This is a genomic window from Dialister sp., assembly GCF_047832375.1.
Taxonomy (GTDB): Bacteria; Bacillota; Negativicutes; order Veillonellales; family Dialisteraceae; genus Dialister.
This window is the reverse complement of sequence record NZ_CP181256.1, coordinates 1,146,921-1,166,296: the sequence shown is the minus strand read 5'-3', so window position 1 is coordinate 1,166,296 and position 19,376 is coordinate 1,146,921. Positions and strand designations below refer to the sequence as shown.

General features: G+C 50.1%; 15 protein-coding genes. 6 read left to right on the top strand and 9 right to left on the bottom strand.

The annotated features are described in order from the left end of the window. Position 1: 1 nt before the first annotated feature. Complete coding sequence (locus ACFWUL_RS04730; RefSeq protein WP_416177951.1) at positions 2-682, bottom strand: response regulator transcription factor; 681 nt, start codon at positions 680-682, stop codon at positions 2-4. A gap of 856 nt (positions 683-1,538) precedes the next feature. Here ACFWUL_RS04730 and lgt point away from each other — a divergent pair. Further along, the gene (gene lgt, locus ACFWUL_RS04725) at positions 1,539-2,342 is read left to right on the top strand and encodes a prolipoprotein diacylglyceryl transferase (RefSeq protein WP_416177950.1); all 804 of its coding nucleotides are present in this window, start codon (positions 1,539-1,541) and stop codon (positions 2,340-2,342) included. Between the two features lie 300 nt (positions 2,343-2,642). Then, a complete protein-coding gene (locus ACFWUL_RS04720) occupies positions 2,643-3,716 on the top strand; it encodes an IS630 family transposase (RefSeq protein ID WP_416177949.1) in 1,074 nt (357 codons plus the stop codon). Between the two features lie 142 nt (positions 3,717-3,858). On the opposite strand, the gene sfsA is transcribed toward ACFWUL_RS04720, so the two are convergent. Further along, positions 3,859-5,004: a DNA/RNA nuclease SfsA gene (gene sfsA / locus ACFWUL_RS04715; RefSeq protein ID WP_416177948.1), complete on the bottom strand. Its 1,146-nt coding sequence runs from the start codon at positions 5,002-5,004 to the stop codon at positions 3,859-3,861. A gap of 851 nt (positions 5,005-5,855) precedes the next feature. Here sfsA and ACFWUL_RS04710 point away from each other — a divergent pair. After that, positions 5,856-7,076: an ISAzo13 family transposase gene (locus ACFWUL_RS04710; RefSeq protein ID WP_416176873.1), complete on the top strand. Its 1,221-nt coding sequence runs from the start codon at positions 5,856-5,858 to the stop codon at positions 7,074-7,076. A 278-nt stretch (positions 7,077-7,354) separates the two neighbouring features. Here ACFWUL_RS04710 and ychF read toward each other — a convergent pair whose 3' ends face one another. The 4 genes from ychF to ACFWUL_RS04690 form a co-directional block, all read right to left on the bottom strand. Next, positions 7,355-8,461: a redox-regulated ATPase YchF gene (gene ychF / locus ACFWUL_RS04705; RefSeq protein ID WP_297019071.1), complete on the bottom strand. Its 1,107-nt coding sequence runs from the start codon at positions 8,459-8,461 to the stop codon at positions 7,355-7,357. Between the two features lie 335 nt (positions 8,462-8,796). Further along, a complete protein-coding gene (locus ACFWUL_RS04700) occupies positions 8,797-10,038 on the bottom strand; it encodes an LL-diaminopimelate aminotransferase (RefSeq protein WP_416177947.1) in 1,242 nt (413 codons plus the stop codon). A 302-nt stretch (positions 10,039-10,340) separates the two neighbouring features. After that, positions 10,341-10,895, bottom strand: a complete 555-nt coding sequence (lepB, locus tag ACFWUL_RS04695) for a signal peptidase I (protein WP_297022518.1) — start codon at positions 10,893-10,895, stop codon at positions 10,341-10,343. A gap of 396 nt (positions 10,896-11,291) precedes the next feature. Continuing rightward, positions 11,292-12,392 carry an MGDG synthase family glycosyltransferase gene (locus tag ACFWUL_RS04690; RefSeq protein ID WP_416177946.1) on the bottom strand — a complete coding sequence of 367 codons (1,101 nt, stop codon included), beginning with the start codon at positions 12,390-12,392 and terminating at the stop codon, positions 11,292-11,294. Positions 12,393-12,832: 440 nt separating this feature from the next. On the opposite strand from ACFWUL_RS04690, the gene ACFWUL_RS04685 reads away from it, so the two are divergent. Beyond that, complete coding sequence (locus tag ACFWUL_RS04685; protein WP_416177945.1) at positions 12,833-14,020, top strand: IS110 family transposase; 1,188 nt, start codon at positions 12,833-12,835, stop codon at positions 14,018-14,020. Between the two features lie 703 nt (positions 14,021-14,723). Here ACFWUL_RS04685 and ACFWUL_RS04680 read toward each other — a convergent pair. The 3 genes from ACFWUL_RS04680 to ACFWUL_RS04670 form a co-directional block, all read right to left on the bottom strand. Further along, positions 14,724-15,029: an HU family DNA-binding protein gene (locus ACFWUL_RS04680; protein ID WP_416177944.1), complete on the bottom strand. Its 306-nt coding sequence runs from the start codon at positions 15,027-15,029 to the stop codon at positions 14,724-14,726. Positions 15,030-15,092: 63 nt separating this feature from the next. Continuing rightward, a complete protein-coding gene (gene mazG / locus ACFWUL_RS04675; protein ID WP_416177943.1) occupies positions 15,093-16,181 on the bottom strand; it encodes a nucleoside triphosphate pyrophosphohydrolase in 1,089 nt (362 codons plus the stop codon). Positions 16,182-16,197: 16 nt separating this feature from the next. Further along, complete coding sequence (locus tag ACFWUL_RS04670) at positions 16,198-16,827, bottom strand: CatA-like O-acetyltransferase (protein WP_297020481.1); 630 nt, start codon at positions 16,825-16,827, stop codon at positions 16,198-16,200. 65 nt (positions 16,828-16,892) lie between these two features. Between ACFWUL_RS04670 and ACFWUL_RS04665 the strand changes: the two genes are divergently transcribed. Both ACFWUL_RS04665 and ACFWUL_RS04660 read left to right on the top strand, forming a co-directional pair. Continuing rightward, complete coding sequence (locus ACFWUL_RS04665) at positions 16,893-17,027, top strand: hypothetical protein (RefSeq protein ID WP_416177942.1); 135 nt, start codon at positions 16,893-16,895, stop codon at positions 17,025-17,027. A gap of 883 nt (positions 17,028-17,910) precedes the next feature. Beyond that, the gene (locus ACFWUL_RS04660; RefSeq protein WP_416177053.1) at positions 17,911-19,251 is read left to right on the top strand and encodes an IS110 family transposase; all 1,341 of its coding nucleotides are present in this window, start codon (positions 17,911-17,913) and stop codon (positions 19,249-19,251) included. Positions 19,252-19,376 lie beyond the last annotated feature (125 nt).

Here is a 19,376-nt window from a genome sequence, read left to right as displayed (position 1 = left end):
ATCAGTCCCTGGCGGCGTAACCGATGCCGCGGACCGTATGGATATATTTCTTTCCTACCTTCTCGTCGATTTTGCTTCTGAGGTAGCGCACGTACACATCCACAATATTCGTCTTGCCGGCATAGCCATAGCCCCAGACCTTTTCCAGGATTTCTTCCCGCCGGATGACCCGGTTCTTGTTCTTTGCCAGGAAGAGGAGAAGGTCGAATTCCTTCTTCGTGAGGTCAATGATTTGGTCCCCCACCCTTACTTCGTGGCGGTCCGGGTAAATGGACAGGTCACCGATGGTGAATGCGGGATCCACGATGATCTTCGGTTCTTCATGACGGCGAAGAGCCGCATGGATACGGGCAATCAGTTCCTTCGTGGCATAGGGTTTCGTCATGTAATCGTCGGCGCCGGCGTTCAGGGCATCCACCTTTGCGTCCACGCTGGCATCAGCGGACAGGTAAATCACAGGAATGCTGCTGATTTCCCTGACCTTGCCCAGGATATCATGGCCATTTTTCATGGGTTCATCGGGATCCAGGACAATCACATCGGCCTGTCTCTGACCGGCCATATCTACGGCGGAATCGCCTGTATTATCTACAAGGGTTGTGAAACCCGCTTCTTCCAGTTTCAGCTGCATGAAGCGGCTCACACTGGAATCATGCTCAATGATTAATACACAGTTTCTCATAATGGTACCTCCAAAATTAAAAAGTGCAAAGCACATAAAAAACAGCTGCCATTCTTGAATTTTATTATTATTATTGGCGGAACCGCAGAAGATATTGTTATTGTTATGGCAGATTCCTTTAATGCAGCTGAGATAAGTTCTTTCTTGAACTTAATATCTATGAACATCATACCATGAGATTGAAGGAATTCAAGTCATTATTTGTAAAAAAAATAGAAAAAATGAGTTACTTCCAATAATCATTATCAGTTATTTTATTTCGCAAGGGGTGTCTGAATCCAGAAAAGCACGACAAATACTGTATATTTTGTGGTTTCTATCCCTTTATCTATTTATGAGAATTTCATTATTTTCCTCGACATGCATATACCCCCTATAGGTATAAAAGTTTTTTATTATTAGCCCCATCTGAGTTCTTTATATAAAGCTGCCGTACAATCGCTAATTTTTGTCTTATTATTTACAATTTATAGAAAAAGTACTATATTTATAAAAGTCACTTCTTCCTGTGCCTCGTATTGTATAATAGACAGTATGTAATATTAATAAAAGAATTGAGATTTGAGAGTTGAGAATTGAGGTCCGGCGGCTTTGCCGCGGGGATTCGATTCTTACGGTTGGAGTCTCCAGGTGCGGGGCTGCCAGCTGTTAGCTTTCCCAAAAGCCGATCAGCCGATTCCCAGCAAATGCACCCCCTTGCCCGCTATGCGGGACTTCTCCCAGAGGGGGAAGCAAGTGATCAATTACTCGTCGACTGAAGGGGTGCATTTGCCGCGAAGCGGCTGCAGCACTCAAAGCTCAAGGCCCTGAAAGTACACAGGTACCCCAACATTGTATCCAAAAGGAGTCAGTTCAAATGCATCAGTACGTCACATTTATCGGCGGATTTCCTATCCGCTTCTACGGGATATTCTTTTCCCTGGGTATTATCTTCGGCTGCGTCATGGCCTACTACCTGCTGAAAAAAGACGGGAGAGGCTGGCATGAAATCATGTTTGACCTGGGCCTCACCATTGCCTTTGTGGGCATCATCGGCGGAAGGCTGTGGGATGTCTTCTTCTTTGACTGGGGTTACTACCATAACCACCTGCTGGAAATCCCCTACGTCTGGCAGGGAGGCATGGCTATCCAGGGAGGCGTCATCTTTGCCTGCACGGGAGCCTATATTTTCCTCCGGAAACACCACATCCCGGCCCTCCAGTTTGCGGACATCGTGGCGCCGGCCATCATCTTCGGCCAGGCCATCGGACGGATTGCAAACTTCATGAACGGCGACGCCTTCGGCCATCCCACGGGGGCTGATTTCGGTATTCTCTACCCCTCCACCACCCTGGCCTACCAGACCTACGGCGCCCAGCCCCTGTGGCCGGCGGAAGTGTGGGAATGCCAGGGGGACCTCATCATCCTGGGCCTCCTCCTCTGGTACGCCTGCTCGAAGCATGCCCGGGGCACCACGTTCTGCCTCTACATCATGCTGTACTCTATCCTCCGGTTCTTCCTGGAATATTTCCGCGGCGACTACGGCACACTGGCCTTCGGATTAAAGAGCGCCCAGCTCACCGCCCTCGCCGGCTTCACTGGGGCTCTCCTCTTCTTCATCTACTTCTCCATCCGCTATCGGGCCGATGCGAAGGAGGAAAAAAATAGAATTGAGAATTGAGTGAAACATTGAGGCACCGCGGCCAATGGGCTGCTGGTGGCTGGTATCTGGTGGCTGGCACTCGTGCAAACGGGCGGGGCTGCTAGCTGCTAGCTGTTAGCAGTTAGGAAAGCTGGTCCGCCTGCGGCATGAAAAACAGGTAGCCAAACCATTGGAGTGCCGCAGGCTGCTCGGTTTTCCTAGCGGCTAGCCGCTAGAAGCTAGTGTCTAATTTCATAAATAATAGATTGTATTGTCGGACATAGCAAATAATGGTATACTTATTCCAGATAAATGCAAATTGCAGGGAGGGATAACGTTATGCCAAAAGTTGCTAAGCAAATACGCTGCTCCGAAAGCGAACGCATAGAACTGCATAAAATCGTAAACTCTCAAAAAACAGAGCATCGCATTGTAAGACGTGCAAAAATGGTTCTTCTATGTCTTGATGGAATGCAAATCAAGGATATCGCGGCTAAGTTGGGGGAACGCCCCAATACCGTTAGTCTTTGGCGGAATCGTTTCGCTGAACAGGGCATCCCTGGGTTACAGGATAAGAAAAGGCAGGGACGTACTGCTCAATATGAACCGGAATTTCGCGAAATGGTGTTAAATAAGCTGAAGGAAGCGCCTCCAGACGGGTTAGCACACTGGGATGGTCCTACACTGGCAAGAGTTCTGAATGTCTCAAAGGCTGCCATTTGGCAACTTATGAGAAAGGAAGGAATACAGCTGGCAAGGCAGCGTTCCTGGTGTGTCAGTACTGATCCGGAGTTTACTAAAAAGTCTGCTGATATCGTGGGGCTTTACTTGGACCCGCCAGAGAATGCTGTCGTAATCAGCGTTGATGAGAAACCATCGATACAGGCCTTAAGTAGAGCCCAAGGATATGTACTTACTCATAACAAGAAAATTGTGCGCGGGTTGAAAAGCACATATCGGAGGAATGGAACAATAAATTTATTCGGTGCACTGGAGGTAGCTACCGGACAAATTTATGGAAAGGCAACAAAGAGAAAAACCAGAGAGGACTTTGAAGAATTTTTAAATGACTTATTGAAAAGTGAGCCGGGTGGAGACAAAGTGCAATATCATGTTATTGTCGATAATTACTGCACGCACAAGCGCTTAAACGACTGGCTGGAAAAGCATCCTAATGTCCATTTTCATTACACACCAACGTCAGCGAGCTGGCTGAATGAAGTGGAAATATGGTTTAACATTATGTCGCGAAAAGTGCTCCGAGGGGCAAGTTTTGACTCTGTTTCGGATCTCGTGTCAGCGATTAAAAAGTTTATTGCTGCCTACAATGAGCATGCAGAACCGTTCCGCTGGAAAAAACGTGAGGTCAAGGGTTCGCAACTTAGGGATACAATCGGAAACTTACGAAATTAGACACTAGAAGCCCTCGCCCGTTTGCACGCCGCCAAGCCATACCACCGGCCCGGAGGGCCTATTTAGCTCAAGGCCCCGCACGAATGACTCAATCCGTAAAACCCCCAATTAAAAAGGACTGTGCAGTCACAGTCCTTTTTAATTACCTGAAATACCGGTCCAGCCGGTTGATTTCAAAATCCTCTTCGATTTTTACAAACTTTCTAAGGTGCAGGGGATTCTCCTCAAATCCGAAGAGATGGGATTCGCAGTGGCAGTCGGTGCAGCCGAAGCCCTTTACCGACCAGTCCGCAATGTCCGCCAGCCGTCCTGCCAGCCGATGCTCCAGGTCCTCCTTCGTGCGGATAGGCAGGGCTGCGAGGAAAGAACACTGCTGCCGGAGGTAATCCATGTGCCAGTGCTTCTTCTTCCGGAGCGCCCGGTGGTGGGCCATGCGCTGGTCCAGGTTCCTTTTCGCCGATCCGGCGTACACGTAGTACCCCTTCCGGTAATGGAGGGTGCCCAGGCTCCCGGTGGGAATGTCCCGGTCCTCTTCGAGGTGAAGGACAATCATGTAATCCCCCGCATTACCCATCTCCTCATCCAGTGCCTTTTTCGAGCTTCCTATGAGGCGGACGGACTCGGGCATGGTGAAATCCTCGGTCCAGGAGAGGCCTGCCGCCTTCCAGTCCAGCACATCCATGCCCTTCCGGAACCATTCCCCAAAGGGCAGGTCCGTATGGAAATTGGGAAGAAACCATTGGGCCTTCCGGTAATGTACCAGCACCAGGAGCCCTGCGTGTTCCCCGTTCTCTGCCATGGTGACCAGATGGGCCATGTGTTTTTCTCCCCGCTCCGTGGGGGCATCGGGAAACATGGCGCCCCTTTCCCCGGAAAGGCTGCAGGATTTCACTTCCACCGGGAAGGTCTCCCCGGTTTCCGCATCCCCCAAGAGCAGGTCGAACCGGCTGTCCCCCATGGTCACTTCCCGGCCTGCCAGGAAATAGTTTTCCCATCCCGGGATTTTCCGATGCTGCACGAGGCAGGCCGCCACGTCATTGGCCTTCGTGGTGTCCAGGTAGAATATGTCTTCTCCCTTTTTCACCCCCACCACCCGGTACGCCGTGCGGAGTCCGGGACGGTTCGGCGTGAGGTACAGTGTGACCCCGGGAAACAGGAATTCCCGCATCCTCCCGGGGTTTGGCATATGGCAGGTTTCCGCCTTGCCATGAACAAGGACGTGGCACACAAACCGGTTCGGCCGATCTATGAAGGTGCCCGCAATAATTTCTTTATAAATAGGTTCCAAAGATGGCTCCTTTCGGGAAAACGTATGGATGGAAACTGTGGCCGGGCGCCATGCGAACGGGCGGGGCCTTGAGCTTTGAGCTTTGAGCCTTGAGCTGATTAGCCGCTTCGTGGCAGGTATGTATGACCGGGCGCCAAGCAAACGGGTGAAGGCTTTTAGCTTCCAGCTGCCAGAAAAGCTGGTCAGCTGCTTTGCAGAGCCCGCCTCTTCGAGGCGGATCCATCCCCCGCCCTTTGGGCTGCCCCCTTCTCCAAGGGGGCACGTGCTTACCGGAAGCCTCGAAAGAAGGGTTACCATCTATTGTGACGTATCCCGTAAACATGCAGCCCCTTAGAGAAGGGGCGCGGCAAAGCCGCAGGATGGATCTCCGTAATCGTAGTCCCCCGGTGTGATGGAAAATCTTTTACATCCTGAGCCTCCTGCTTTGCAGGCCCAGCCTCTTCGAGGCGGATCCATCCCCCGCCCTTTGGGCTGCCCCCTTCTCCAAGGGGGCACGTGCTTACCGGAAGCCTCGAAAGAAGGGTTACCATCTATTGTGACGTATCCCGTAAACATGCAGCCCCTTAGAGAAGGGGCGCGGCAAAGCCGCAGGATGGATCTCCGTAATCGTAGTCCCCCGGTGTGATGGAAAATCTTTTACATCCTGAGCCTTCTGCTTTGCAGGCCCAGCCTCTTCGAGGCGGATCCATCCCCCGCCCTTTGGGCTGCCCCCTTCTCCAAGGGGGCACGCTTTTGATAGATAGAATCATACGCACAGTGTTGGTACTTAGGAATTATGCACAAACAATATTTACATTTTAATTGATTAAAAGTGTAAAAAATGCTATGCTGATGCCAAGGAGGAAATCAGCATGGTTAAAGAAGTCCCTGTAGATAAAATCAATAAGATGCTTCCACTGCTTAACGAGGCGCAGAAACGAGTATATCTGGCCTCTGAAGCCGAAGCACTCGGCCACGGTGGAATTACTGCTATCAGCAAAGCCACTGGCGTATCCCGGGTAACCATAACGAATGGCATAAAAGATCTGAATTCTGAACATCCCTATTTATCTCAAGATGCACCTTCCCCTCGTATCCGAAGGGAAGGCGGCGGTCGTAAGCCCATAGAGGTTACTCAGCCGGGAATTATAGAAGCACTTGAAAGCCTTATGGAAAATTCCACTTTTGGAGATCCCCAAGGACCTTTGCGTTGGACGACAAAGAGCCTGCGTAACCTCGAAGCGGAAATGAATGCCCGTGGTTATAAGATTAAATATCGTAAAATCGGATACCTCTTGAAAGATATGGGTTACAGCCTCCAAATCAATCAAAAAATGAACCAGGTTGGAAGCCAGCACCCAGACAGGGACGCACAGTTCCGGCACATCAACGAAACTGCTGAAGAATACATGGAAAACGGGTTTCCTGTTATTTCCATAGACTGTAAGAAAAAGGAAAACATTGGAAATTTCAAAAATAGCGGAGCCGAATATGCCAAAAAAGGAAATCCGGTAAACGTTCTTGACCATGACTTTCCTCTTCCTGACAAGGGAAAAGCTGCTCCTTACGGCGTTTACGATATTGCAGCCAATGAAGGGTTTGTGAATGTGGGAGTAAGCTCAGATACTGCGCAGTTCGCAGTGAATTCGATCCGCTCCTGGTGGGATGAGATGGGTAAACCACGATATCCTGAAGCAACCCGTCTGTTAATTACGGCAGATGGTGGTGGAAGCAATGGAAGCCATAGCCGGCTTTGGAAATTTGAGCTGCAAAAATTTGCTGATGAAAGTGGCCTTGAAATCGAAGTCTGCCACTTCCCGTCCGGAACATCCAAATGGAATAAAATAGAGCATCGACTATTCAGCCAAATTACAAAGAACTGGCGAGGCCGTCCTTTGGAAACGCTTGAAATTATCGTTAATCTGATCGCTTCAACAACTACCGATAATGGGCTTGTGGTTCGGTGTAAAGCGGATACCGCAGTCTACCCTAAAGGCACTAAAGTTTCTGACAAGGAATTTGCTGGCATTAATCTGTTAAGGAATGAATTTCATCCTGATTGGAATTATGTCATCAGGCCATCATATGAATAGCTTAATAATGCACAGATCCTTACTGATATCTGGCTCACAGGACCTGCCCACCCAGCCACCAGCTGCCAGCCAGCAACCAGCTCCGTCCCAAATAACTCTATCCCTAATACAGATAAACACAAACGGAATCAGCGGCTCCGCCGCTGGACCTCAATTCTCTTCACTCAAATCTCAATTCTTCCTTTTTGCCGCAGGCGGATGCCCTCGGCCTCCATCTCGATCTCGATCTGTCTACTCAAAAAGGGCCGTGAACAGTCACAGCCCTTTTCTGCCAAAACTTACACATTAAACCGGAAGTAAGCGATATCTCCGTCCTGGATGACGTAATCCTTACCTTCCACCCGGAGGAGGCCCTTTTCACGGACCGCTGCGTAGGAGCCGCAGGCCATGAGGTCGTCATAGGATACGATTTCGGCACGGATAAAGCCCCGTTCGATATCGCTGTGGATCTTGCCTGCCGCCTTCGGTGCCTTTGTCCCTTCCCGGACAGTCCAGGAACGGCATTCATCGGGGCCTACAGTGAAGAAATTGATGAGTCCCAGCATGGAGTAGGCCGTGCGGATGAGGCGGTTGAGGCCCGGTTCTTCTTCTCCCAGGTCTTCCAGGAATGCCTTGGCTTCATCTGCATCAAGTTCCGATACTTCCTGCTCGATTTCAGCGGAAATGGGCACCCATTTGGCCCCTTCCTTTTCTGCCTGTTCTGCGGCTGCCTTCACATGGGGATTGGCCATGGGGTCGGAAATATCGTCTTCCGCCATGTTGAGCACGTAGAGTACGGGCTTCAGGGTGATCAGGTTCAGTTCCTTCAGGATTTCCAGGTCATCTTCCGAAAGGTCCAGGGCCCTTGCCGGAGTGCCGTTCTGGAGGGCATCATATACCTTCTGGAGTACCGGCAGGTCTGCCTTGGCTTCCTTGATGCCTGCCTGGGCGAGTTTTGCGGTTTTTGCCTTCTTCTTGTCCACGCTTTCCAGGTCCGCCAGGCACAGTTCCGTGTTGATGATATCCATATCCCGCACCGGGTCAATGGATCCTTCCACGTGGGTAATGTTGCCGTCTTCGAAGCAGCGGACCACGTGGGCAATGGCATCGGTTTCACGGATGTGGCTCAGGAACTGGTTGCCAAGACCTTCGCCCTTGGATGCGCCGGCTACGAGGCCTGCAATATCCACGAACCTTGTGAAGGCGGGAGTAGTCTTCTTCGGCTTGAACATGGCTGCCAGGTCATAGATCCGGTGGTCCGGCACCTCTACGACACCCACATTCGGTTCAATGGTGCAGAATGGGAAATTCGCCGCTTCTGCTCCGGCTTTGGTGATGGCATTGAAAAGGGTGCTCTTCCCTACGTTCGGAAGGCCTACAATGCCGATCTGCAGATTTGTACTCATGGAGACTCCTTTATCTGGACATGCAGAAATCTACCTGTCAGATTGAAAGGTAGATTTCCGGAAAAACTTTGTAATTCCCGGGAAGCACTGATTAAATCGTTGTCGGATTTCATTCTTGGATTTTTTATGCAATGTGAGGAATAACTCGACCCAAATAGCGAGCTATTTAAGGCAGCAGTCCTGCATAGGACTGCTGAGCCAAGGTAAGTTGGCGCTTTCTCTGCACATAAAAGCGCCTTCCTTTTATCCTTGGCCGATTTATGACGAAGCAGTACATAAAAATCCTTATGAAATCTGACTCTGCGAATTAATCAGCGCTTCCCCAGACTTCCCGTTTATTTCTTCAGGGAAGCCAGTGCTTTCTTCATTCTTTCCACCGCTTCTTTGGTCAGTTCCGGTGTGTTGAAAGAGGTGAGGCGGACATAACCTTCGCCGCAGGGGCCGAAGCCGGAGCCCGGGGTGCAGATGATTCTTGCTTTGTCCAGCAGGAAATCAAAGAATTCCCAGCTCGTCATTCCCTTGGGAACGGACATCCATACGTAGGGGCTGTTCACGCCGCCGCAGGCGGTAAGTCCAGCATCTTTGACGCCCTGGAGGATGACCTTGGCATTATTTCTGTAAATGTCCAGGGTAGCCTGGATCTGTTTCTGTCCTTCTTCGGTGTAAATCGCTTCAGCGCCTCTCTGTACGATGTAGGAGCAGCCGTTGAACTTGGTGCACTGGCGGCGGTCCCAGAGGGCATTGGCCGATACCTTTTCACCGCTCTTTGTTTCCAGCATCAGTTCCTTCGGTACCACGCAGTAGCCGCAGCGGACGCCGGTGAAACCGGCGGTCTTGGAGTAGGAACGGAATTCGATGGCCACTTCTTTGGCCCCTTCGATTTCATAAATGCTGTGGGGAATATCGTCTTCCGTAATGAAGGCTTCATAGGCAGCATCGAAGAAAATGACGGAACCCGTCTGCTTTGCGTACTTCACCCACATGGTGAGGTTCTTCTTATTCAGGGCAGCGCCGGTGGGGTTGTTCGGGGAGCAGAGGTAAATGATCATGGGATCATGGGAAGGAAGGTTGGCTTTGAAGCCGCATTCCTCATAGCAGGGCAGGTATTCCAGCCGTTCATAGGAACCGTGAACAAACTTGCCGCTGCGGCCTGCCATGACATTGCTGTCTACGTATACCGGGTATACAGGATCCGTTACCGCTACGATATCGGATTGTGCGAAGATTTCCTGCATGTTGCCCGTATCGCACTTGGCACCGTCGCTGACGAAGATTTCATCGGGAGAAATGTCGCAGCGCCGAGCCTGGAAATCGTGCTTTGCAATGGCTTCCCGGAGGAAGAGGTAGCCCTGTTCCGGACCGTAGCCCCGGAATGTTTCCATATGGGCCATTTCATCCACAGCCTTGTGCATGGCTTCGATAACCACCGGAGCCAGGGGTTGGGTCACGTCGCCGATACCCAGGGAAATAATATCCGCATCGGGATGGGCTTTCTTATAGGCCTCCTGTTTCTGGCGAACCGTCGCGAAAAGGTATGCGCCCTGAAGATTCAAATAGTTTTCATTACAATGTGCCATATATATCGCCTCGCTATTGCATTTTAGTCAATATGTTTCGATGACTGTTATATTCTAACATAAGCCATGGGGATGGTCAAAGATGGAGATTGAGACCGAGACCGAGATCGAGATCGAGGAATGCCATCAGCGGCGGTTAAGCAGTTGGTATCCGGGTGATCTGCAGCTCCACTCCAGTGACTCCAACCATAAGCATCGAAATCCGCCGCGGAGCGGCGGGACCTCAACTCCCAAATCTCAAATCTCAACTCTATAAACAAAAAAGACAGCATACCCTTCAGCATGCTGCCCTTTCTCACTCATCAGAACTTGAATACCACCCGTCCCAGGACGTGGTCCACCGGCACGGGGCCGATGAAGCGGCTGTCGGAACTGTGATTGCGGTTATCCCCCATCACGAAGACCTTGCCCTCCGGTACCGTGTAGGAACCGTCCATGGAAAATTCCATGGGTTCATTGATGTACGGTTCGTCCAGCTTTTCGCCGTTCCGGTATACGTGGCCGTTCTTGAATTCCAGTTTGTCTCCGCCTTTTCCGATGACTCTCTTCACCCATACGTTGTGTCCCTGGGAAGATTTGTTGAAAATGGCGATATAGTTTTCCAGCGGTTCCGCCAGGTCATCCATCCAGGACCGTTCCCTGTGGGTGCGGCTGTCGATGATGACGATATCTCCGTAATTCGGTACTTCCCGCATGACATGGATGATTTTGGAAACGATGAGGTACTCCCCGTTCGTCAGTGTGGGGTACATGGACTCTCCGGATACCTTGGTAGGAACGAAGAGGAAAATGTGAATCACCATGGCCAGGAACAGGGCCACAATGATGGAATAAATCCAATCTAAAACTTCATGCATGAAATTCTCCTTTACTCGACACAATACATAGCGTATTGCTTTATTGTACATCATTGGGGGGAGAAAGGAAAGAATTGAGAATGGAGTAAAACATTGAGCGCCAGCCGCTCCACGGCGAATTGAGATGCTTTCGGTTAGAGTCACCAGCGTGGGGCTGTTAGCTATTAGCTTCTAGCTGCTAGAAAGGCTCAATAGCCTACGGCACGAAAATCTTCTACTCGGACGAATCCGTCGCCGTAGGCTGGCCATCTTTCCTGGCAGCTAGAAGCTAGAAGCTGGAAGCCCCCAACCGTTCGCACGACGCTCAGCCGCCTGACAGCCGCCGCAAAGCGGCTGGACCTCAACTCTCAACTCTCAAATCTTAACTCTTTGCGGCGCAGCCGCTGCTGTCCTCTCTCAATCCACCATCCCATAGAGCACATCCACCACGTTTTTCGCGCTGTCCGGGTGGCTGGTGCCGCAGGCAGCGGCCATTTTTTCTCGGATATCCGGATTCCGGAGGATCATCCGGGCCGTTTCGGCCAGGTCCCCCCGTTTCACCCATTCCGCGCAGCCCTGGCGCTTCATGTGGAGGGCGTTGGCCCGTTCCTGTCCGGGCAGCGTATTCACGAGGATCATGGGCAGCCCCATCACCATGGCTTCGGTGCAGGTCAATGCGCCGGGCTTTGTGACGAGAATCTCACTTCTTGCCATGATTTCCGCCACCTTATTCGTATAGCTGTGAAGCTCCACCGGATGGTGCAGGTGTTCTGAAAGGGCCGCCACCTTTTCGTAGAGATCGATGTTCTTTCCCGTGATGACGATAAATTTAGAGATTTCTTCCACACAGTCCAGACGCTCTATATTGTCAGTCACATTGCCCAGGCCCAGGCCGCCGCCCATGACGAGGACACTCCCCTTTTCGAAAGGTTTTTTCAGTGCCGCCTGTTCATAGAAGGAATGGCGTACGGGAATGCCGGTGACGTGGATCATATCTCCCGGAATGTCGTAGGTTTCCATGAGGTCCTTCAGGTCCGGCGTAGCCACACAGAAAGCGTCCAGATGGGGGTCTACCCAGAGCTGGTGGATATCAAAGTCCGTAATCACACCGAGAAGGGGCATGGAAATCTTTCCGTCCGCCTTCAGGAGGTCCGCCGCCCCTGCCGGGAAGGGGTGGGTAAAAATAAAAGCGTCCGGCTTCAGTGTTTCCGCCAGGCTCCTCATTCTCCGCTTGAAGGTAATGGAAAGCATGTACTGGGAAAGCACACCAAACCGGCTGCTCTGGGAATCGCTGTACAGATGGTCATACATGGCGGGGAAAACGTCGATCATTTTCAGGTAGCTGTCTTTGATGATGTGGTCAATGGACAGGGGATTATTAGACACGAAATCAAGGACACTCACCGAGTCGGAGGGATGGGACTTCTGGATAGACTCCGCAATAGCCCGGGCTGCCTGGCTGTGTCCTGTCCCTATACTGGCTGTCAAAATGATAAATTTACGTGGCTTCTCCGACATGGCTGCTCCCCTTTTCTGTACTCTTACTCGTAAATTATATCATACAAGGGTAAGGGATGGAATGAGATTGAGGTCGAGATTGAGATCGAGGTGACCAGCAGCTTCGCGGGAAAGGGAAAGATTTGAGATTTGAGATTTGAGAGTTGAGAGTTGAGAGTTGAGGTCCAGCCGCTTCGCGGCGGATGTCACGTGATTGAGTAAGCGTGCGAACGGGTGGGGCCTCTAGCTGTTAGCTACTAGCTGCTAGGAAAGCTGGCCAGCCTATGGCATGGTGGGATGCCGGTCCAACGGTTTGAGTGCCGCAGGCTGTTGAGCTTTCCTAAAAGATAATATGAAATGACCTCCCCAGTTTGATGTATATGCCCAAATTTCGGTAAAATATAGTTGCAAGGCCAATTTTACGAGAACAGGATCATATTTTCTCAACCAAGGAGGTCATCATGTCTTATTCTAGCACATTTACGTCCCCGATCCCATTCGTTTATGTTGGTATCGACACCCATACCGAAAACTATACGATGGCTGCTGTCGTTAATCAAATGTCTCCTGCCGGTGAAATTATTACGTTAGATCTTATTCCCCCTCGTAAACTTGGCCCTGCAGTAAAGAATGTGCTCCGGTTCATTGGTGATTGCAAAAAAGCCGTTAACAGAGAGTGCCATGTTATCTGTGGTTATGAAGCCGGGTTATTCGGTTATGGCCTTTACCGTAAGCTTATGGCAGCCAATGTAGATTGTATGGTAATAGCTCCTTCTTCTTTGAAGAAAAGCAGCAGAGATAAAAAATTCAAAAATGATTATATTGATTCAAGAGCGCTTACCAATGCCATGGCGAAAAGTGAGTGTATTTCCATTTATGTCCCCGATGAGGAAGACGAATCCATTTTCCGCTATATCAGGATGCGTGACGACCATCAGGATATGGTTAAAGTCACTAAACAGCGGATAACTGCTTTTGTGCACCAGATGGGATTCCATTATAACCAGGGAGCTACCTGGACCCAAAAACATGTGAATTGGATTATGAGTCTCCCGCTGAGCGAATTGAATAAGGAAACATTGAGTGAGTATATGACAACTCTGCTTACCCTCCAGCAGAAGCTGGAAGATCTGGATGTCAGGATTAAGTCATTTGCAATGCAGAAAAAGTATGCAGCTAATGTCAATAAACTGCGCTGTTTCCTTGGAATAGAATATGGCTTTGCACTTCGTTTAATTGTAACTATTGGCGATTTCAAGCGCTTTCCTACAGCAGGCCATTTTGCGTCCTTTTTGGGACTTACCCCAACTGAACACTCCAGTAATGAAGATGGCAACTATGGCAGCATTTCAAAAGCCGGAAATATTGTTTTGAGGAAGAAGCTGATTGAAGCAGTCTGGTCCGGCTTTTCACGGGGGCGGCCCGGATACAAGAGCAGGGCTTTGAGAAAACGGCAGGAAGGATGCTGTGCATCAGATATTCATTATGCGGACAAAGCAAACAGAAGACTTCGCGTAAGGTTCAGAGACAAGATTATGAAAGGGAAAAACAGTAATGTTGCTGCTACTGCCGTTGCCCGGGAATTCAGTGGCTTTATTTGGGGAATGATGACTGGACACACTGCTGACGTTATTCGTAAGAAAGCTTGACATCGCACGCATAGTTCTCTGAGTTAGGCAGCAAGCATAAAAATACAGCCGAAGGGAGATGATTAAAAGGTGAATAGCGGTTTGGACAATATTAAGGGAGAGCTTTGAGTTAAGAGAGGCTGGGTTATCCTAGTGCTAGCTTTGCAGGACATGCATAGGCATGATTCCAAATAAAAGATTGAAGGAACCCGCGGCGAAATCATTGACCTGTTAATCCACGTATAAGAGACTGATCAAGCCCCGGAATAATCTGCAAAGCTCTTCCTCCATGTTGTCCAGGCAGCTATTGCCTGGAACCCGCATACCAATTTGAACTTGACATGGAGCCCCTGCTCATGTGATTTCCAAGCCAAGGGGCCGAAAAAATATGGCCATAGAGGAAGCAGGCTATCACATGAGCCGCTCCATGTAAAGTTCAAATTTTCCCAAACCGATTTAATTCCATTACATCTTGCAACTAGTCTTATTGGCAAGAATATTTGGCATGCTTGGGGTCTTGACAAAGGTCATTTCATAAGAGCTAGATACTAGCAGCTAGAAGCCCCCGCCCGTGCGCACGGCGTCCAGTCATACGTCACTCGGCCCGCAGGGCCTGACCAGCTCAAGGCTCAAGGCTGAGGGCTCAAAGCCACCACCTGTTCGCACGCTCACCCATCCGAAAAAAATAAAGCCCTCCTCGGGGGAAGGCTTTACTTTTCACTTCTTATTTCTTTGCTTTCTTGGCTTTGGATTTCTTTGCGTTTACTTTTTCTTTCAGCTGTTTAGAAACGCGGAATGCCGGAGTCTTGGAAGCGGGGATCTTGATTTCAGCCTGGGTGGACGGATTGTGTCCTACGCGGGCTTTGCGCTGACGGATTTCGAAAGTACCGAATCCGATGAGCTGTACCTTATCTCCCTTTACGAGGGCATCAGATACCACATCAAAGACAGCTTTGACAGCCTTTTCAGCGTCTTTCTTTGTCATTTCTGCCTGCTGGGCAACTGCGGCAACGAGTTCTGTTTTGTTCATAACTAAACATCCTCCTTTAAATAATGGGCGGAAATCCCGCCATTGGTTCCGGCCGGGAAATGGTCAATGGGTAGAGACATACTCCTTCCAGAGCTGCAGCGCCTTTTCAGGCTCTATATCCGTGATCCGCTGCCCCTTCTTTTCCAGATCCACCTCGAATCCATGGAACTTTTCCATGAAATTCAGGGAGTACCGGTGGAGCGCCAGTTCCGGATCAATCCCCTCTTCCCGGAGGATACGGACGAAATCAAAGAGCAGTGCGCCTGCCTTCTTTTCTTTCTCCGCCACACGGTCAGATTTCAAACAGGAAGAAAGGGGGAAACCATTCCGCTCATATCTTGCCTGCTCTCCGGAATTCAGGAGATCCTGCAGTCCGCTGGAACCAACTTTCTTTTGAATTATACACGCTAAAAGCAGACTTGGCAAGCACTTCGGCACCCCGGAAAGCAGATATTTCCTGTTTTTTTCAATTCTTTTACGTTTTTCCCACCCCTCGGGGGTAGAAACGGAGCTGTCAGATTTATCTTTATCGAAGACGAAAGGATGGCGCCGGATCATCTTCCGGTTCACCCCGTCCTCCACGTCCTGCATGGTGAAGTACCCTTCCTTCTCCGCCAGGGTGGCGTGGAAGACCACTTGGAACAGGAGATCCCCCAGTTCCTCCTTCAGGTTATCCATGTCGTCATGGTCGATAGCATCGATAACCTCCGCCGTCTCCTGGATAAGGTAAGTGCACAGGGACCGATGGTCCTGCTTCCTGTCCCAGGGGCAGCCGCCGGGAGCCAGGAGGGTGTGCATGGTATCCTTGAGGTCCGAAAGGGAAAAGGGCACGGGACTCCGCTTTTCCGCCTTCCGGCTGTCGAAAAGAAGGAGGAAATCCCCCTTTGCCTCGTAATGGCTGAACTCCTCCAGCGTAAGGCGGAGGATATTTCCACGGGCCAGAAGCAGAACCGGCGATTCATTCTCATAAATGGCCAGCGCCCGGCGGGCAAAGAGAGCCCCCTCCTCCTGATTGGGGTGGATAATGACCAGGAGATGGGGCATGGTAAGGGACAGGAAGGGAATTTCCTCCCCCTTCACGATGGTGAAACTGTCCGCAGGAGACAGGAGCCCCTTCCCCTCCAGATAGTAAAGAATGTCTTCCGTATTCATAGCGTCCCCTTTCATCCTATTTCCATTTGTTAATGAGCCCCTGGAGCTCGTGGAACACCCGGGATCCGTGATACCCGTCGCACACGGCATGGTGGAACTCCACGGCCAGGGGAATGTAGTAATGGCTCCGCTTCCGGTGGATCCGGCCCAGGGTATACATGGGGATCAGGCTGTGGAAGGCCTTTGGGAAACTGAGGTGCAGCGCCTTAAACTGCATCCAGGGCACCACGGAAGCGGGAAACACATTTTTCGGAAAATCGGGCTTCCCGAAAAGTCCCTTCCTGTCGCCGTATGTCTTCTCGTCCTCCTCAAAGTCATGGAGGAAATCTTCGTATTTCTCAGAGTATGGAGTCCAGAGGGCGGAAAAGGTATGGTCATCCCGGTGAAATACGGTATACGTGGGATGGACCACATCGTAGTACCCCAGCTCCCCCTTCTCATTGAAGGCCATGCGGTACCGCTTGTGATGATTCTCCACGGTGCCGATAAAATGCAGAAGCGCCGGATAAGGACGGGCGTGGCGCTTCATGATAGGCGTAATATCGATTTCATCGGTCATATTGTACCGGCAGGGCACCACGTCCAGGAAGTAGTGGAAATACTCTTCCCTGTCCCAGGTGCTCCGGTCAATCAGCGTAAATTTCACGGTGCTCCCCCTTTTCTTATCAATAGTCAGAATGGCTGATATGTATACTATAGCATACCTGGGAAATGGAGGTCGAGATTGAAATAAAGATCGAGGTCGAGATCGAGATCGAGATCGAGATCGAGGGGAACCGGCTGGTGGCGGATGGCAGAGTACCATGCGGGGGCATTGAGCCTTCAGCCTTGAGCCTTGAGCCTTGAGCTGGTCAGGCCCTCCGGGCCGGTTGATCTGTGACTGAGCGGCGTGCACACATGCGGGGGCTTCTAGCTTCTAGCGGCCAGCTGTCAGGAAAGCTGGTCAGCCTGCGGCGCTTCCAACGGAATTCTTCATCCCCGTGGGCACCATTCCGGCCGAGTCAATTGCACGTTTCAAGTGCAGAGTCTTCAGGACTCCAACTGCAGCGAGACAGCGGCTTCCTTACTTTACCTCCCCCATCTATGGGGGAGGTGCCCGTAGAGTGAAAATCCTGCACAGGATGTTCAAGTCTGGTCCAAGTTGGCGCTTATCCTGCACACTAAAGCGCCTTCCTTATGTGACCAGACGGAGGGGGTTCTCGCTAAAGCAGCCCAGAACGTTTTCTGTTAATTCCCCCAGCCGCTTCGCGGCCACCCCTCCACCGCTGGCGCGGTTCCCCTCCCCTCTAAAGAGGGGAGGTTGGGGTGCCTTTGCGGTGTCAGCCGCGAATAGATACTGCAGGAAGCGCCGCAGGCTGATATTATGCGGCGAAGCCGCGGAACCTCAACTCTCTTCACTCAAACCTCAATTCAACTCTCTTCACTCAAACCTCAATTAGAGATTGGGCGCGGTGCGCCACTGAATATCAAAGAAACGGGAGTTGTCTAACATCACTTTCTATTGGTTTTATCCCCTATTTGGGTACATACTTATGGTGGATGGGCGGATATACTACATAAACCCGTGGAGCTGAGTGGTGGAGCTGTGGCAGCGACTACCCCGTTCAATTAAATATGGAGATCATTCTTTGGAATTGAAAATTGGTGCCGCCGGGTTTTGGCCCGGCAATAGAGCCCGTAAGCTTATATCTTTGTACAATCGTCTCGATTGATTCAGAATGATCAGTCAATGTCCGCTACATTCACCTTTACTTCTTTATTTATCCTTATTGTAGAAAGGAGGAAAGATGCAATGCATGAACGCATGGAAATTGGTGACAGAAATGAATATATTCATCCCATATGCTGTGGGCTCGATGTCCATAAGAAATCAGTATTTGCAGCCGTCTTTATCTATGACAATAGTGACAGTCCGGTTAAATATTATACCGCCCAGTTTACTACGTATCCCAAAGACCTGAAGAAAATGACTGATTGGATCATTTCCAAAAACTGTCATGATGTATGTATGGAGTCTACCGGACAATACTGGCATCCAATATATGATGCAGCGGAAGAAGCCGGATTACATCCCCTTGTGTCTCATCCCAAGTACACCAAACCATTAAAAGGTAAAAAGAGTGATCCCGCTGATGCAAAATGGATTGCAAAATCCTATGCCAGTGGACGTGTGGTTGCAAGTTTTATTCCATCAAAAGAATTCAGAATCATGAGGTCAACAATCCGGTACTGCCAGAAAATTCATAATGCAATGACTGGAGAGAAAAACCGCATACTGAATTGCTTAACCGGGGAAGGCATCAAGCTTGATGTTGTTTTTTCAGATGTATTTGGGAAGACATCAAGATCAATCATTGACTATATGCTTAATCATCCTGGTGAGAAATTTAATGTGGCCCCATTCATTGGAAAACGATGCAAGACGCCAATCCCTGTTATCCAAGAGGCAGTAGCAAAGGCATCATCTGTAGATATATCTTCTTTGTCCAAACTCAAAGTGGCCTTCAGCAGGTTAGACAGAACTGTGAAAGATGAAGCAGTGCTCAAGCAGGACGTTGCAGAGAGAATGAAACCCTATGCTCATCAGCTGGAGCTGATCAGGACGGTCCCAGGATTTGACAGGGACCCATTTACCGCTATGCGGGTGCTGGCAGAAATTGGTCCGGACATGAGTGTATTTCCTTCGGCCAGACATCTTTGTTCATGGGCAGGTGTATGTCCGAGCCACGATTCAAGTGCCCACAAGGTAAAAGGCAGAAAAATATCCCGGGCAGGGAAATATTTGAAACCGCTGCTGGTTAATATTGCCAGATCAGTTGTACGTTCAAAAGACCACCCGGAAATTACAAGTCGCTTTAACCGTATAAAAAGCAGACGTGGTTACATGAAAGCCATCATCGCAATCTGTAAGATGTTCCTGACTGCCATCTGGCACATCTTAAGTAAGGACGAGCCTTACAAAACTGACGGCTACATGACTGCGAAGAAGCCTAAAAAGGCTAAAAGGGTAATGACGAGGACTCAACTCGCTGAATACCTTGCTTCGCAGGGGATAACTGTTGTTGATTGACAGCAGCAATCCGTTAACCACGTCCGGTTCATAAAGAACCTAAAGTTATTATACAACAGCTTTAGGAGGGAATAACCCCGAAAAAAATTAGATTTTCCAGGGGCTTTATAAAGTTACCCCAAAAG